At 70.7% G+C, this 15,852-nt stretch carries 8 protein-coding genes; 7 read left to right on the top strand and 1 reads right to left on the bottom strand.

Translation table 11 applies throughout. The features are described 5' to 3' along the window. The first annotated feature begins 33 nt into the window (after positions 1-33). The 7 genes from QWY76_RS15835 (at position 34) to QWY76_RS15865 (ending at position 14,652) form a co-directional block, all read left to right on the top strand. The gene (locus QWY76_RS15835; RefSeq protein WP_290312271.1) at positions 34-810 is read left to right on the top strand and encodes an SDR family NAD(P)-dependent oxidoreductase; all 777 of its coding nucleotides are present in this window, start codon (positions 34-36) and stop codon (positions 808-810) included. Beyond that, positions 807-2,405, top strand: a complete 1,599-nt coding sequence (locus QWY76_RS15840) for an LTA synthase family protein (protein ID WP_290312272.1) — start codon at positions 807-809, stop codon at positions 2,403-2,405. The genes QWY76_RS15835 and QWY76_RS15840 overlap by 4 nt, the downstream gene beginning before the upstream one ends. Next, positions 2,398-9,861, top strand: a complete 7,464-nt coding sequence (locus QWY76_RS15845) for a type I polyketide synthase (protein WP_290312273.1) — start codon at positions 2,398-2,400, stop codon at positions 9,859-9,861. The genes QWY76_RS15840 and QWY76_RS15845 overlap by 8 nt, the downstream gene beginning before the upstream one ends. Next, positions 9,858-11,219: an aminotransferase class I/II-fold pyridoxal phosphate-dependent enzyme gene (locus QWY76_RS15850; protein WP_290312274.1), complete on the top strand. Its 1,362-nt coding sequence runs from the start codon at positions 9,858-9,860 to the stop codon at positions 11,217-11,219. The genes QWY76_RS15845 and QWY76_RS15850 overlap by 4 nt, the downstream gene beginning before the upstream one ends. Before the next feature lie 29 nt (positions 11,220-11,248). Continuing rightward, positions 11,249-12,739: a hypothetical protein gene (locus QWY76_RS15855; protein WP_290312275.1), complete on the top strand. Its 1,491-nt coding sequence runs from the start codon at positions 11,249-11,251 to the stop codon at positions 12,737-12,739. Positions 12,740-12,926: 187 nt separating this feature from the next. Continuing rightward, positions 12,927-13,514: a GNAT family N-acetyltransferase gene (locus tag QWY76_RS15860; protein WP_290312276.1), complete on the top strand. Its 588-nt coding sequence runs from the start codon at positions 12,927-12,929 to the stop codon at positions 13,512-13,514. 7 nt (positions 13,515-13,521) lie between these two features. Next, positions 13,522-14,652 carry a phosphotransferase gene (locus QWY76_RS15865; protein WP_290312278.1) on the top strand — a complete coding sequence of 377 codons (1,131 nt, stop codon included), beginning with the start codon at positions 13,522-13,524 and terminating at the stop codon, positions 14,650-14,652. A gap of 153 nt (positions 14,653-14,805) precedes the next feature. Here QWY76_RS15865 and QWY76_RS15870 read toward each other — a convergent pair whose 3' ends face one another. Further along, on the bottom strand, positions 14,806-15,843 hold the full coding sequence (locus QWY76_RS15870; protein ID WP_290312279.1) for a glycosyltransferase family protein: 1,038 nt from the start codon (positions 15,841-15,843) through the stop codon (positions 14,806-14,808). Positions 15,844-15,852: the final 9 nt, after the last annotated feature.

Here is a 15,852-nt window from a genome sequence, read left to right on the forward strand (position 1 = left end):
CCACAGCCCCTGGAAGCGTCCACAGCGACCTTCATGGCGATATCACGCACCGTCCTGATCACCGGCGCCACCGGTGCCATCGGCGGAGCCTTGGCGCGGGACTACGCCTGCCCCGGCACGCGGCTGATACTGCACGGTCGCCGCCGAGAGGTGCTCGATACCCTCGCTGCCGAATGCCGCGAGCGGGGCGCCGTGGTCGAAGTCTCCCGCATCGACCTCACCGACGACCAGCAGCTGCACCCCTGGCTGGAGGCCCTGGCCACTCGGTATCTGCCCGACATCGTCATCGCCAATGCCGGCAAGAATACCCAGGTGGGCCCGCAGGGCGCCCTCGAGCCCTGGCAGGAGGTCAGCGACCTGCTGGCCATCAACCTGCGCACCCCCATGGCCATGGCCAGCGTCCTGGCCCCCCGCATGGCCAGCCGCGGCAGTGGCCAGCTCGTGCTCATCAGCTCGCTGGCCGCCTGGCACGGCCTCCCCATCACCCCCGGCTACAGCGCCAGCAAGGCCGGTATCAAGGCCTATGGCGAGGGCTTGCGCGGCCACCTGGCCCCCTTTGGGGTCGGCGTCAGCGTGGTCATGCCGGGCTATGTCCGCTCCGCCATGTGCCACGCCATGCCGGGCCCCAAGCCCTGGCTCTGGTCCCCCGAGCGGGCCGCTCGACGCATCCGGACCGGTGTGGCACGCAACCGGGCGCGCATCGGTTTCCCCCTGTTGCTGAATATCGGCTGCTGGTGGCTGGCCGTATTGCCGGCCGCCGTCTCTCAGCGCCTGATGCGCCTGATGGGCTACGGGAGTCATTGCTCATGAGCGCCGCCCTCTGGCAGCCCTTCCTGGCCGGGCTCGGGCTCACCGTGGCCATCGAGGCCCTGCTGCGTCCCGCCGTGCCCGCGTTCTGGCGGCGGCCCTGGGCATCGCCGGTCGTGCACCTGGGCAGCTGGACGCTGCTGTTCGCCCTCTTCCTGCTGGTGCTGCAGCGCGCCTGGTTCGCCGCCGGCGTCATCGCCGCGCTGCAGCTGGTGGTGGTGCAGTCCAGCAACACCAAGTCACAGACCCTGAACGAGCCCTTCATCTGCCAGGACTTCGAATACTTTCTCGACGCCCTGCGTCATCCCCGGCTCTACGTGCCCTTCTTCGGTATCGGCCTGGCCCTCGCCGCCGGCGTCGCCGGTGCCCTGGCCATCGCCGCCTTCCTGTGGCTGGAACCCTCGCTGGTCACCCGCCAGGGAAGCGGCCCCTTCCTGTGGGCCGTCGCCACCCTGCTGTCGGTCGCCCTGCTGCTGCTCTGGGTGGGCCTGCGCCACCTGCCCCCGACGACGCTGGAGCCGCAACGAGACCTCGCCCACCTCGGCCTGTTCGGCGCCCTCTGGGCCTATGGCCGGCAAGCGCTGGTGCCGCTGGACACCGAGCGCCTGGACTCGCCCTTCGCCACGCTTCCCGACAGGCCCGCCGAGGGACGGCTGCCTGACCTGGTGGCGGTACAAAGCGAGTCCTTCTTCGATCCCCGCGACTGGTGCCCTCGCGTACGCCGTGATCTCCTCCCGCATTTCGATGCCCTGTGTGCCGAGGCCCTGCATCACGGTCGCCTGCGGGTCCCCGCCTGGGGCGCCAACACCGTACGTACCGAGTGCGCCTTTCTCACCGGCCTCGACGAGGCACGGCTCGGCATCCATCGCTTCAACCCCTATCGCCAGCTGGTCCGTCGCGACCTGCCTAACCTGGTGGCCAACCTCCGACATCTCGGCTACCACACCGTCTGCGTGCACCCCTACCCCGCCAGTTTCTACTTTCGCGACCGCGTCATGCCGCGGCTCGGCTTCGAGCGCTTCCTCGACATCAGCGACTTCGAGCCCAGCGACCGCGATGGCCAGTATATCGGTGACCTGGCCGTGGCCGAGAAGGTGGAAGCGCTGCTGGCGGGCGCGGACGACAGGCCGTTGTTCATCTTCGTGATCACCATGGAGAATCACGGCCCCCTGCACCTCGAGCGCCCGGTTCCCGACGACGCCTACGCCCTGCTGGCGACCCCCGAGGCACGCCCGGAAGCGTGCGACGACCTGGCGATCTACCTGCGCCATCTGGTGAACGCCGACCGCATGATCGCCAGGCTGCACCGCGCCATGGGCACGCACCCGCGCCCCAGCCTGCTGGCCTGGTATGGCGACCATGTGCCCATCCTTCCTCCGGCCTACCGTCGCTTCGGGATACCGGACGGCCACACGCACTATGCGATCTGGTCGCCCCAGGCCAACACCCGGACGCCTTCACAGGAGCGGCACATTGCCGACCTGGGGCCACTGCTGCGCGAGACACTCCTCGCGTTGGCCGCCGCACCACACCCGATAACACAACCGAACAGCACGACTGCAGGAAGAGCCAGCACCATCAGGAGCAAGAATGACTAAACGCGTAGCCATCATTGGTGCCGCCCACCGTTTCCCCGGCACCACGCCCGAGACGTTCTGGCAGGATCTTCAGGCCGAAAAAGACTTGGTGACCCGGGTCGCCGAGGATCGCTGGAGCCAGGCGGCCCACCAGCACCCCGACAAGCGCCACCCCGGCACCAGCGTCACCTTCGCCGCCGGCAGCCTGGGCGACATCAGCGGCTTCGACGCCGCCTTCTTCGGCATTTCGCCCCGCGAGGCTGCCCACATGGACCCCCAGCAGCGCCTGCTGCTGGAGCTGGCCTGGGAAGCCATGGAGAGCGCCGGCGTGGCACCCTCGCAACTGCGCGGCAGCCAGTGTGGCGTCTTCGTCGGCATCGCCAGCCTCGACTACTCCTACCGGATCGCCGACGACCTGGGTGCCATCGACGCCTCCTCGGCCACCGGCAACACCTCGAGCATCGCCTCCAACCGGCTCTCCTACCTGTTCGACCTGCACGGCCCCAGCATGTCGCTGGACACCGCTTGCTCCTCCTCGCTGGTCGCCTTCCACCAGGCCTGCCAGGCGATCCGCAGCGGCGAGACCGACATGGCCCTGGCCGGCGGCATCAGCCTGCACCTGCACCCCTACGGCTTCATCATCTTCACCAAGGCGAGCATGCTGTCGCCCAGCGGACGCTGCCAGGTCTTCGACGAAGCCGGCGACGGCTACGTGCGCTCCGAAGGCGCCGGCCTCTTCCTGCTCAAGGAATACGACAAGGCGGTGGCCGACGGCGACCGCATCCTCGCCGTGGTAGCCGGTTCCGCGGTCAACACCGACGGCCACAAGTCGGGCCTGACCGTGCCCAATCCCAGCGCCCAGATCGCCCTGATGCGCCAGGCCTACCAGCAGGCCGGGATTTCCCCCGACGAGATCGACTACCTGGAGGCCCACGGCACCGGCACCCCGGTCGGCGACCCCATCGAGACCCATGCCATCGGCGAGGCCCTGGGCAAGCGGCGTCGCGAACCGCTGCCCATCGGCTCGGTGAAGAGCAACCTCGGTCACCTGGAGACCGCCTCCGGGGCGGCCGGCCTGGCCAAGGCGCTCTACAGCATCCGCCACCGCGAGGTGCCGGCCACCATCGGCATCCGCAAGCTCAACCCGCGCATCAAGCTCGACGACTGGAACCTGCGCGTGGTCACCCGGGCCCAGCCCCTCAAGCCCGAGGGCCGCCTGGTGATCGGCGTCAACTCCTTCGGCTTCGGCGGCGCCAACGCCCACGTCATCCTGGAGAGCCCTGCCGAGGCACCGGCCCGCGACCCCGTGACACCCGGCGGGGCGTTGCCGCTGCGCCTGTCGGCCCGCGGCGAGCCGGCACTCAAGGCCATGGCGGGCCGACTCGCCGAGTGGCTGACCGAGAGCGACGACGACCTCTACGACATCGCCCATACCCTCCACCACCGCCGCGAGCACCATCGCGACGGCGCCCTGCTGTTCGCCGAAAGCAAGCAGCAGGCGGCCCGGCTCCTCGCCGCCTACGCCGACCCCGAGGCCGACGAGGTGCCCGGCGGGCTGGCCCTGGGCCAACGCCTCGACAACGCGCAGGGGCCGGCCTTCGTCTACACCGGCAACGGCTGCCAATGGGAGACCATGGGACGCGAGCTGCTGGCCAGCTCGGCGACCTTCGCCGCCGCGGTGGACGAGGTGGATGCCCTGTTCCAGCGCGACGGCGACTTCTCGCTGCGTGCCGAACTCGAGGGCGCCAACGGCCTGGCAAGGGAGGGAGAGGACCGCTTCGCCAGCACCGAGATCGCCCAGCCGGCGCTGTTCGCCGTCCAGGTGGGACTCACCGCCGTGCTGCGCGATCACGGCATCGAGCCCCGCGCCGTGACCGGCCACAGCGTCGGCGAGGTGGCCGCGGCCTGGGCCTGCGGGGCGCTCGACCTGGCCGACGCCGTCAGGGTCATCTACCACCGCAGCCACTACCAGGGCCAGACCCGCGGCCAGGGCGAGATGAGCGCCGTGGCGCTGGGTGACGCGGAGATCGCCGAGTGGCTCGCACGCCCCGAGTTCCACGGCGTCCACCTGGCCGGCATCAACAGCGCCCGCGGCGTCACCCTGGCCGGCGATCCCGAGGCCCTCGGCCGCCTCGAGGCGACGCTCGGCGAGCGGGGCATCTTCGCCACGCGGCTGCCCCTGGATTACGCCTTCCACAGCCCGGCCATGGATCCCATCGAGGCCGGCGTGATCGACGCCCTGGCCGGCATCCGCCCGCGCGCCGCCAGCCTGCCCTTCCTCTCCACCGTCACCGGCGCCGCGCTCGAGGGCGGCGAGCTGGGCGCCGACTACTGGTGGCACAACATCCGTCAGCCGGTGCGTTTCGCGTCTGCCGTCGACGCGATGATCGACGAGGGCATCGACACCTTCCTCGAGATCGGCGCGCACCCGATCCTGCGCCGCTACCTCAGCGACGCCCTGCGCGACCGCGAGCGCGACGGGCGAGTGATCGCGACCCTGGAGCGCGACAGGCCCGCCGAGCACTGCATGACCCAGGCGGTCGGCCAGGCCCTGCTCTCCGGCATCGCCGTGGATTCCCGCCGCTGGCTCCCGGTGGAAGGCCGCCTCGTCGACCTGCCGCGCTACCCCTGGCAGCGCGAGGGCTACTGGGTCCATGGCACGGCCGACGGCCAGGGCCTGCTCAACCGCTACTACGAGCACCCGCTGCTCGGCTACCGCCTCGCCCAGCAGAGCCACGCCTGGGAGAGCCAGCTCGACACCGGCCGCCTGCCCTGGCTGGCCGATCACGTGGTCGGCGAAGGCGCCGTCTTCCCCGGCGCCGGCTTCGTGGAACTGGCGCTGGCCGCCGCCCGTCACGGCAAGGAACAGCCGCTGGTCGACATCGAGGAGCTCGAGATCCGCGCCCCGCTGCTGCTCGACTCCGCCAACGGCCGCCGCATGCGCCTCCAGGTCCAGCCGGAGGACGGCCGCCTGACGATCCGGTCTCGCGAGCCGGTCACCGGCAGCGACTGGCAGCTCAACGCCGTGGCGCGGGTCATGGAGCAGAGCCGCGGCTTCCTGCTGCGCCGCCAGGCCCCGGCGCGTCCCGCGCGCGAGCCCGACGTCACGCTGGAAGACCACCTGGCCATGGCCGAGCGGATCGGGCTCCACTACGGCCCCGCCTTCCAGGCCATCGCCCGCAGCTGGATCGAGGGCGACAGCGTGATCGGCGAGATCGCGCTGCCCGAGGCGATCGCCTCGGGCCTCGATGCCCTGCACCTGCACCCCGGCATCCTCGACAGCGCCTTCCAGCTGTTCATTCCGCTGCTGGCCCGCGAGGGGCTGCACGACACGGGCATGGCCTTCGTGCCGGTGCGCGTCGGCCGCCTGCAGTTCCTGCCCGGGGGCGGCGTGCCCGCCCTCGCCCACGCCCGCCTGTACAAGCGCGCGCCGCACTCCTTCACCGCCGATTTCGAGCTCTACGACGCCCAGGGACATGCCGTGGCGGTGCTCAGCGAGACCCGCTTCAAGGCGGTGCGCCTCAAGCGCCAGCACCACCAGCGCTTCAGCTACCTGGACATGCAGCTCACCCCGGCCCCGCGCGAGACCGCCGCCGACGCCTTCGACCTGAGCCCGTTGCACACCGCCGTGCCGCGTCTGATCGACGACTTCGCCGCCCGCACCGGGCGGCGGCTCGCCGGCGAGGTCGACCCGCTGCTCGATAGCCTGATGGAGGCCTTCGCCGCCCAGGCCCTGCGCGAGCTGGCCGGCGGCGAGCGACTCAGCCACGCCCGCTATCGCGAGCTGTGCCGCGCCCGGCTCGGCACCCAGCGGCTGCTCGACCAGCTGTTGCGCCTGCTCGTCAACGCCGACCGGCTGGTGGAAACCGACTCGGGATGGAGGCTCGGCGAAGGCGACGAGGCCAGCGTGGACGCCGCCACCATCTGGCAGCTGCTGGTCCGCGACTACCCCGATTACTTCGCCCCGATCCAGCGCCTCGGCCGCTTCGGCCTGCACCTGCCGGCGCTGCTCGACGGCCGCGAGACCGCCGCCACCCTTGGCCTCACCGCCGCTTCCCTGGCCCGGCTCAACCACCAGCTGGTGGGCAACGCCGGCTGGCAGGCCCTGGCCGGCGTACTGCACGACGTGCTGCCCGACCTCCTCGCCGGCCTGCCCGGCGGACAGCGCCTGCGGCTGCTGGAGGCCGGCCCCAGCGCCCCGACACTCGGCGAGCGGCTCTGCGACCTGCTCGACCCCGACCGCTGCGACTACCGCATCCTGGCGGTGGACGACGCCGCCTGGCACCAGGCCGAGCAGCTCCGGGAGCGCCATCCGCTGATCGACATCGAGCGCCTCGACGCCCTGGACGAGCAGGCCATGCCGGCCCAGCTCGCCCTGGTCAGCCTCGAGATCGGCCACCGCGCGCGCGCTCGACACCTGCTCGACGTCCTCCCCCGGCGTCTGGCACCCGGCGCCCAGCTCCTGCTGCTGGGCCTGCACCCCAGCAGCTGGCTCGACACCCTGTTGGCGACCCCCGGTCTGGAGGACGACGGCACCCCCCTGCACGCCACCGAGCTGGCCGACGTCATGGCCCAGCTCGAGGCGCTGGGTGCCACCGACCTCCAGCCGATCCCGCTGGAGGAGGACGCCCACGGCGCCTACCTGCTGCATGCCCGGATGCCCGCCGCCACGCCACCGGCCGCCGCGCCGCCGCCCCCCGGACGGCGCTTCCAGCTGATCAGCGACGACGCCAGCCGCCCCCTGGCCGAGCGGCTCACCGCCGGGCTCGAGGGCCACGGCCATCGCGCCGAGGTGGTCACCGCCTTCGCGGCCACCGACCTCGCCCCCACCACGATCGTCGACCTGCGCCGGCTCGGCGCGCGTTGCGAACAGGCCGCCCGCTGGCCAGCGGACCTGGATCCGCTCGGCGACCAGGCCGAACTGTGGCTGGTCACCCAGGGTGTCGCGGCCATGTGGCAGGACGCGGCCAGCGCAGAGACCGACCAGGTCAGCGCCGACGCCGCCCTGTGGGGCTTCGGCCGCTCGCTGGCCAACGAGGCCGGCGGCTATACGGTGCGCCTGCTCGACCTGCCGGCCGGCGACGCCCTCGCCGACGCCGTGCTCGACGCCCTGCTCACCGAGCTCAGCGACCCGGACGCCGAGACGGAGATCGTCATCGACGCCGCGGGACACCGCCTTGCCCCCCGGCTGCGCACCCTGCCGGCCCCCGGCACCGCGAGCGCCAGCGACGACCGGCGCAGCACCATGACGCTCGGCTTCCCGCTGCCCGGCCAGTTGCGCAACCTGACCTGGACCCCGACCCCGCTGCCCCCGCCGGGCCCCGGCGAGGTGGAGATCGACGTCCAGGCCACCGGCCTCAACTTCCGCGACGTCATGTACACCCTCGGCCTGCTCTCCGACGAGGCGATCGAGAACGGCTTCGCCGGCCCCACCCTGGGGCTGGAGTTCTCCGGCATCGTCGCGGCCATCGGGCCCGGCGTCGAGGGCATCGCCGTGGGTGACGCCGTGGTGGGCTTCGGCCCGGCCAGTTTCAGCGACCGGCTGATCGCCAGCCGCGACGCCATCGCCCCGATCCCCGAGGGGGTGAGCTTCGCCGCCGCCGCCACCATTCCCACCACCTTCTTCACCGTCTTCTACGCGCTGAAGCACCTGGCACGCCTCGCCCCCGGCGAGAAGGTGCTGATCCATGGCGCGGCCGGCGGGGTGGGCATCGCCGCCATCCAGATCGCCCAGTGGCTGGGCGCCGAGATCCACGCCACCGTGGGCTCCGACGAGAAGCGCGACTTCCTGCGCCTGATGGGCATCGAGCGCCTCTACGACTCGCGCTCGCTGACCTTCGCCGAGGAGATCCTCGAGGAGACCGGGGGCCAGGGGGTCGACGTGGTGCTCAACTCGCTGGCCGGCGAGGCGATCAACCAGAACCTCAGGGCGCTGCGCCCCTTCGGCCGCTTCCTCGAGCTCGGCAAGCGCGACTTCTACGAGAACACCCACATCGGCCTGCGGCCGTTTCGCAACAACCTCAGCTATTTCGGCATCGACTCCGACCAGCTGATGAAGGCGCAGCCCGGACTGACCCACCAGCTGTTCGGCGAGATGATGGCGCTGTTCCACGACGGCACCCTGAGCCCGCTGCCCTACACCGCCTTCGGCACCCAGCAGGTGGTGGCGGCCTTCCGTTACATGCAGCAGGCCCGCCAGATCGGCAAGGTGGTGGTGACCCACGAGCAGGCGCTCGCGCCGGCCCGTCATGCCGCCGCCCTGCCCAACGACTCCCTGGCCCTGCCCGCCGCCGCCAGCTACCTGGTCACCGGCGGCCTCGGCGGCTTCGGCCTGAAGACCGCCCAGTGGCTGGCCAGCCGCGGTGCCCGTCACCTGATCCTGGTCGGCCGCAGCGGTGCGGCCTCGGAGGAGGCCCAGGCCGGCGTGGCCGCGCTGCGCGAGGCAGGCGTGCGGGTCGAGGCCGCCGCCTGCGACATCACCGACCGCGAGGCCCTGGCCGGGCTGTTGGCCGAGTGCCGCGAGCGGATGCCAGCGCTGCGCGGCGTGGTGCACGCCGCCACCGTCATCGACGACGGCCTGATCCGCAACCTGGACGGCGACCGCATCCGGCGCGTACTCTCCCCGAAGATCGACGGCGCCCGTCATCTGGATGCCCTGACCCGCGACGCTCCGCTGGATTTCTTCGTGCTCTACTCCTCGGCCACCACCCTATTCGGCAATCCCGGCCAGGCCAACTACGTGGCCGCCAACCACTGGCTCGAGGCCCTGGTGGCCAATCGCCGCGCCCGGGGACTGCCGGCCACCTGCCTGCGCTGGGGCGCCATCGAGGATGCCGGCTTCCTGGCCCGCAATACCCGCACCCGCGACGCCCTGCAGGAGCGCCTGGGCGGCTCGGCGCTGCGCTCCGAGGACGCCCTGCGCGTGCTCGAGCAGCTGCTGGTGCACCACGACGCTCGGCTGGGCGGGCCCAGCCTCGGCGTGCTGGAGCTCGACTGGGGGGCGCTGTCCCGCTTCCTGCCCACCGCCGCGGCACCGCGCTTCCAGGAGATCGCCCGCCAGGCCGATGACGACGGCCAGGCCGACGACGGCGGCAACAGCGTCGCCGCGCTGTTCGCCGAACTGCCGCCCGAGGAGTTGCATGGCGCCGTGACCCAGCTGCTGCGCGCCGAGCTCGCCGGCATCCTGCTGATCGAGGAGGACAAGATCGACGTGCACCGCTCGGTCTACGAGATGGGCTTCGACTCCCTGATGGGCGTGGAGCTGATGACCGCCATCGAGTCGCGACTGGACATCCAGGTGCCGGTGATGGTGCTCAGCGAGGCCTCGACCCTCGACAAGCTGGCCGGCGTGCTGATCCAGAAGCTGCAGCAGGGTGGCGAGCCCGGCGAGGATGACGAACTGGCCTCGCTGGCGGCCCGCCACGACGCGGACGCGATCATGGCAACGCCCGACCTTGCCAAGGAGACCCTCGAGTGAGTGCTCCCCACGACCCCCGTGCCGACCTCCGGCAACAACTGCTGGCCCAGGCCCGCAAGCGTCGGCGGCCCGCGCCGGCCGACGCCCGGCCAGCGGACGGCCAAGGACACGCCGCCCCGCCCGGCGGCGTGGCCGAACGCTTCACCCGCTTCGACGCCCATCCCGGCTACCAGCAGATCGCCATGATGCGCGAAGGGGCCCGCCGGCTCGGCCTGACGGACCCCTTCTTCAAGGTGCATGACGGCAACGCCGGCGCCAGCTCGGTGATCGGCGGACGCGAGTGCCTCAACTTTTCCAGCTACAACTACCTGGGCTTCTCGGGCGACGAGCGGGTCAATCGAGCCGCCTGCGACGCCGTGGCCCGCTACGGCACCTCGGTCTCCGCCAGCCGCGTCGTCTCGGGCGAGCGTCCCATCCACCGCCAACTGGAGCAGGCGCTGGCCAGCGCCTACCAGGCCGAGGACGCCGTGGCCTTCGTCAGCGGTCATGCCACCAATGTCTCCACCCTCGGCTACCTGCTGGGACCCAAGGATCTCGTCCTTCACGACGAGTACATCCACAACAGTACCCTGATGGGCGCCCAACTCGCCGGCGCCAGGCGGATTGCCTTCCCGCACGACGACACCGACGCCCTGGATGCCCTGCTGACCCGGCACCGCCACCAGTTCGAACGCGTGCTGATCGTCATCGAAGGGCTCTACAGCATGGACGGCGACGTGCCCGACCTGCCACGCTTCATCGAACTCAAGCGACGCCACCAGGCGTGGCTGATGGTCGACGAGGCACACTCCTTCGGCGTGCTGGGCCAGCATGGGCTGGGGCTGCGTGAACATTTCCGGTTGGAAAGCAGCGCGGTGGACATCTGGATGGGCACCCTGAGCAAGAGCCTGGCCGGCTGCGGCGGCTACATCGCCGGCTGCCGAGCCCTGGTGGAGACCCTGCGCTACCTGGCCCCCGGCTTCCTCTACAGTGTCGGCCTGCCCGCCCAGGTGGCAGCGCCCGCCCTCGAGGCCCTCACGCTGATGCAGCAGGAACCCGAGCGGGTGGCGCGGCTGCACGAGATCTCGCGCTACTTCCTCGAGCAGGCCCGAGACCTGGGCCTCGACACCGGACACAGCATCGGTGCGGCCGTGGTGCCCGTCATCGTCGGCAGCTCACCGCTCGCCGCCCGACTCTCCCATGGCCTGTTCGAGCAGGGCATCAACGTGCAGCCGATCCTTTATCCCGCCGTGCCGGAGAAGAGCGCGCGACTGCGCTTCTTCCTCTGCTGCGATCACACACGACAACAGATCGACACCACGCTTCACACCCTCACGAAAATGCTGAAAGACGCATCGACTCCGCTCGACACCACTTGAACACCGTCCCATGAGCAAAGGGAATTGACATGAGAAAACAACAGCTTGTCACCGCCATTGGGCTCGCCGGCGCGCTCTTCCATGGCCTCGCCTCGGCACAGGACTTCAGTCTGCCATCGCTCATTCGAATGAATCAGGGCATTGCCGGCATCGCTGTCGACCCCGATGACGGCGAATCGGCCCAGGACGCGACCAGCGGCACCATCATGTTGTCAGATGGCTCCAGCCTGGCGATCAGCTCACTCGATGGCACCACGCCCCTGTCACAGCTGCTCGACGACAGCAGCGCGACGCTGCTGATCGACGACGCTCCGGCCACCCTCAGCACCAGTGCCCCGAGCCTGGCAAGCCTCAATCGGGCGTCCGGTGAGCCCGTCCCCTTCGCCGTCTCCACCACCGTCGCGTCGCGTCCCCTGACCCTGAGTCGGTCGGCCTCGCCGGACGCCGCGCCCCCCTCCGATAGCTTCGATATCGTGCTCAATGGCGAGCCGTTCACGATCGAACTGCCCGAAGGGACGACCGTCAGCGACTTCTCGGCCGGCACGCCGATCACCATACGAGACGCCGAGGGCAATGTCGTGCTCGACGATCGCGCCCTCAACAGCCTCTCCGCCAGCGGGGCCAACGACATCGCCGCCGGCCTGGGACTGCTCGACGTCGACATGGCCCTGCGCAGCGCCCAGAAGCAGGCCGTGGCGAAGAATTTCGGCATCATCGCCAACCAGATCGACGCCTCCATGCATCCGCATCAGCACGGCCGCGTCGACCGCGTGAACGGCCGCAATGCCTGGGTCTCTCACGAATACAGCGACATGCAGGGCCAGGCGGGCAACACCGACTATGACGGTGAAGGCTCCGTCTCCATGGTGGGCGTGGACTGGAAGGGGGACGCGCTGCTCGCCGGTGTCGCCCTGGGGCATGGCGAGGTCGAGATCGACAGCAAGCGCGGACGCCTGAATACCGACCTGGGCGGTAACCTCATCGCCCCCTACGGCGCCGTGACCCTGGCCGATGGCGACCTGGTACTCGACGGCATCCTGATGTACCAGGACCTCGACGGCAGCAGCCGTGCCAGCTATCAGCCGCAACCCGTGGCGCTCGATGGCCACCGTTGGGGGGGCCGGGCAGCGGGCACCTACTTCCTGCCCGAGGTCAACAACCTGCTGTTCGGCATCACCGCCGGGGGCGCCTACATGAAGGATGACATCGAGGGGGCCTACCTGGGCTCCACCAGCGACTATGGCATCGAGCTCGGCGAGGTCTTCGCCGGCGCCACGCTGAGTACCGAGTTCGCCTCGGGTCGACTCTATGGCAGCCTGATCCATCATCACGATGTCACCGCCAACTTCGACGATCGCGCCGATGTGCTGGACGATGACGACCAGCGCACCGAGCTGAAGATCGGTGCCGCCCACGAGCTGGCCGACAACCTGGACGTCAGCCTCGATGGCAGGACCGTCGTCGGCAGCAGCGATACGGAGTTCTCCGCGGTGCAGGCCAGTCTGTCCTACCGGTTCTAGCCGCCGCTGGGACCCGGCCGATCGTCACGGGAAGGGCGACGGTCGAGACACGTCGATCGATCCGATGAGGCGACTCGCGCGCGATCTCACGCATCGGATCGAATGAAATTGGCCGCAAGGCCGGGTGCAGGCAGCGTCCCACGAGGGGATCACCCGGGAGACGACGCCTCAGGCTAAGGTATCAGGGATGAGCCAGGGAGTGGTGACCTATCAGGTGGCGGGAGAGGCGGCGGCAAGCCCCGAGGAGCGTCGCTTGGCTGCGAGCTCGCCGTCGTTCCTGCGGCCGCTGCTGGGCAGGGCCTATCAGCGGCGGCGGTTGCTGGCCAATGGGGTGAACTGGCAGCGGATCCTGTTTGTCGCGGTGGACGGCGAGGTGGCCGGCTACCTGCAGTTCTATCTGCGCGGCGAGGGGCCGCATCGTCTGTCGCTGGCCGACCTGCGCGCCGAGTTCGGGGCGAGCAACGCGGCCTGGCGCTGGGCGCTGTACCAGCTGGTACAGTGGCGTTTCCGGCGCTTCGAAGCCTATCTCTACCGCATCATCATCGATGAGCGGTTTCGCTCCCGGGGCCTCGGCAGGCGGCTGCTGGAGCGCTGGCTGGCGCTGCTGGTGGAGCATGAGGTGCAGCAGGCGGACCTGGAGGTGTGGGGCAACAACCCGCGCGCCGAGGCCTTCTATGCGTCGCTGGGCTACGAGGCGTACCGACGGCGCCGATGGCCGCTGCGGGCGAGCTGGCTGCGCGATCGCGAGCTGACGCATATGGTCAAGCGGTGGTAGCGCGGCCATGTCATCAGTGAACGGTTATGTGGATCGCGTGTGGGCCGAGGGAGTCGCCGGCTGGAGCCTCGCCCCCAGGGTGCTGGTGTCGATCAACGGCGCCTCGATCGGCAGCGTCCCCTGTGCGAACAGGCGACCCGATGTACAGGCGGCGGGGCTGTCGGCCGATGGCCGCGTCGGTTTTCGCGCCTCGCTGTCTCTCGAGAACGGGGATATCGTCCGGGTGACCACGCCGCAGGGCAGGCCGCTGCGCCATAGCCCCTGGCTTTACCTGTCTCGGGAGAGCGAGGGCTGGCTGCCGGTGTCGCTGGCCGCCCGCCACCCGGAGTATGCCGAGATCGCGGCGCTCGCCGGACAGCTGTCGCTGAAGCGCTTCCGGCCGCTGTTCGGCCAGCCCGGCCAGGTGGCGGCGGTGAAGCTGGATGCCGGTGAAGGCTCGAGGGTGGCGCGTTTCGGCGTCGCGCCTCGCGACGCCGCTCACCTGCAGCGCTTCCATGAGCGAGTGCTGACCCCCGCCGGGATTGCCTGCCCGACCCTGCACCATAGCGTGAGCCTCGACAGGCGAAAGGCGCTGATCTTCGACTGCTTCCCGGGGCGACCGCTGGATTCGCACGGCCCGGGCTGGGAGGCCTGGTTGCCGGCCGTGATGGGCGAGCTGGAGCGCCTGCAGCGATTCGGAGAGCGGTATCGCGAGAGCCTGTCGAGCCGTGCCGGCCGCCGCTGCTCCTTGCTCAACCGGCTGCTTCGTCGGGCCTTGAGCGATGCCCTGCGCTGGGATCGCGCCCGGGGCGAGCGCCGCTTCCTGCTCTGGCTGCTGGCCAGGCTGAGACGCCTGCCGAGGGTGCTGTCACACGGTGATCTGCATCGCGAGAACGTGCTGGTGGATGCCGAGCGAGGCGAGCTCGCGCTGATCGACTGGGACCGCTGGGGTTACCTGCCCATCGGCGGCGATCTCGCCCTGCTGATGCGCGGCCTGCCGGGCGATACCGCCGAACACCTTGCCGGAGGCAGCCGGGCCCAGCGCTTCGGCGTGGTGGGCTTCACCTACCTCTTCCAGCGTCTCGATCGACCGGGCCTGGCGGCCTCCGAAGAGGGCCGGGCGCTGCGCCGGCGCTGTCGGGAGCTCATGGGGGACTGATCGCGCCCCCCATCCCGCGATGCCGACCGCTGCCTGTCGCAAGCGACCCGGCATTGCGCGACCCGGCGCATCGCGTCGCCCGTGATGGCCGCCGGCCTGCCGCTGGGCGCCTCGCGGTCCCTGCCCCGCCCCGTACCGAGGCCGAAGCGTGGCTCAACGTGCCCGCCAGAACGCCACGGCGCCGCCTGCCTCCCCGACCCGTCGGGCGGTGTCGGCCGCCGCCCGGGCCATGCGGCCGGCCTCTTGCGGGTGATCGAGCAGCCGGGTCAGGCAGCGATACCAGTCCTCCGGCGAATCATCGGCCAGCAGGCCATTGACGCCGTCCTCGACGATCTCGGTGTAGGGAAGCCGGCGCGAGTAGATACCCACGCCCCCCATGGCGGCGATATCCAGGAACTTGATGAACGACTTGCCGCGGTTGAAGGGCGTATCCAGCAGCGGCGCCAGGCCGATATGGATCCGGCGCTGTCGCTGATAGTCGCGGAAACGCGACCAGGGGAGAGGGGAAGGAGCGGTGCAGCGGGCCAGAGCGCCGAGCTCCGCGGGGGTGTGCTGCCCCAGCATGACCTCGAAGCCCACCGAGTCGGTGGCGTCATGCAGGTCCACCAGCGCCGGCGCCACCCGTGACAGGTCGGGCAGGTGAGCGCGGGTGCCGTGGTAGCCCACCCACCAGGGGGCGGCGGCGTCGGGGCGGCGGTCGAAGTGGGTGAGTGCCGGCAAGGGCGCCAGCAGCGGCGGCGTGAGCACCGACACCCGGGGATGGCGCCCGGCGAAGCGAGCCGCCAAGGCCTCGCTCGAGACCACCACCTCATCGGCGAGTGCCAGCAGGCGCGGCTGCAGGCTCGCGACCCGTGCCATCCTGGCCCGGTAGCTCGCGGGCAGGGTGGCATCGTCCATCGCCGCCGGGATGTCGTCATCCACCAGGTAGCAGATGCGCCCCACGACCCCGCGGTGACGCTCCAGCAATCGCAGCCAGGCAGGCGCCAGCGCCCGGCAGATGATCAGGTTGGCACCCGCCAGCCGGCGCAGGGCCAGCGCGGCACTAAGCGCCAGGGGCACTCGCCAGCGCCGCGTTTCCAGTCGCGAGACCTCGCCCCCGGAGCAACGCAACGACGGGGCGGCCGATTCGAGAAAATAGATGTCCTCGGTGGGTCGCGCCCCGTCGCTCAGGACGATCCAGCGATCGGTCATGGCACCCTC

The organism is Halomonas maura (assembly GCF_030409305.1).
Classification (GTDB): Bacteria; Pseudomonadota; Gammaproteobacteria; order Pseudomonadales; family Halomonadaceae; genus Halomonas; species Halomonas maura.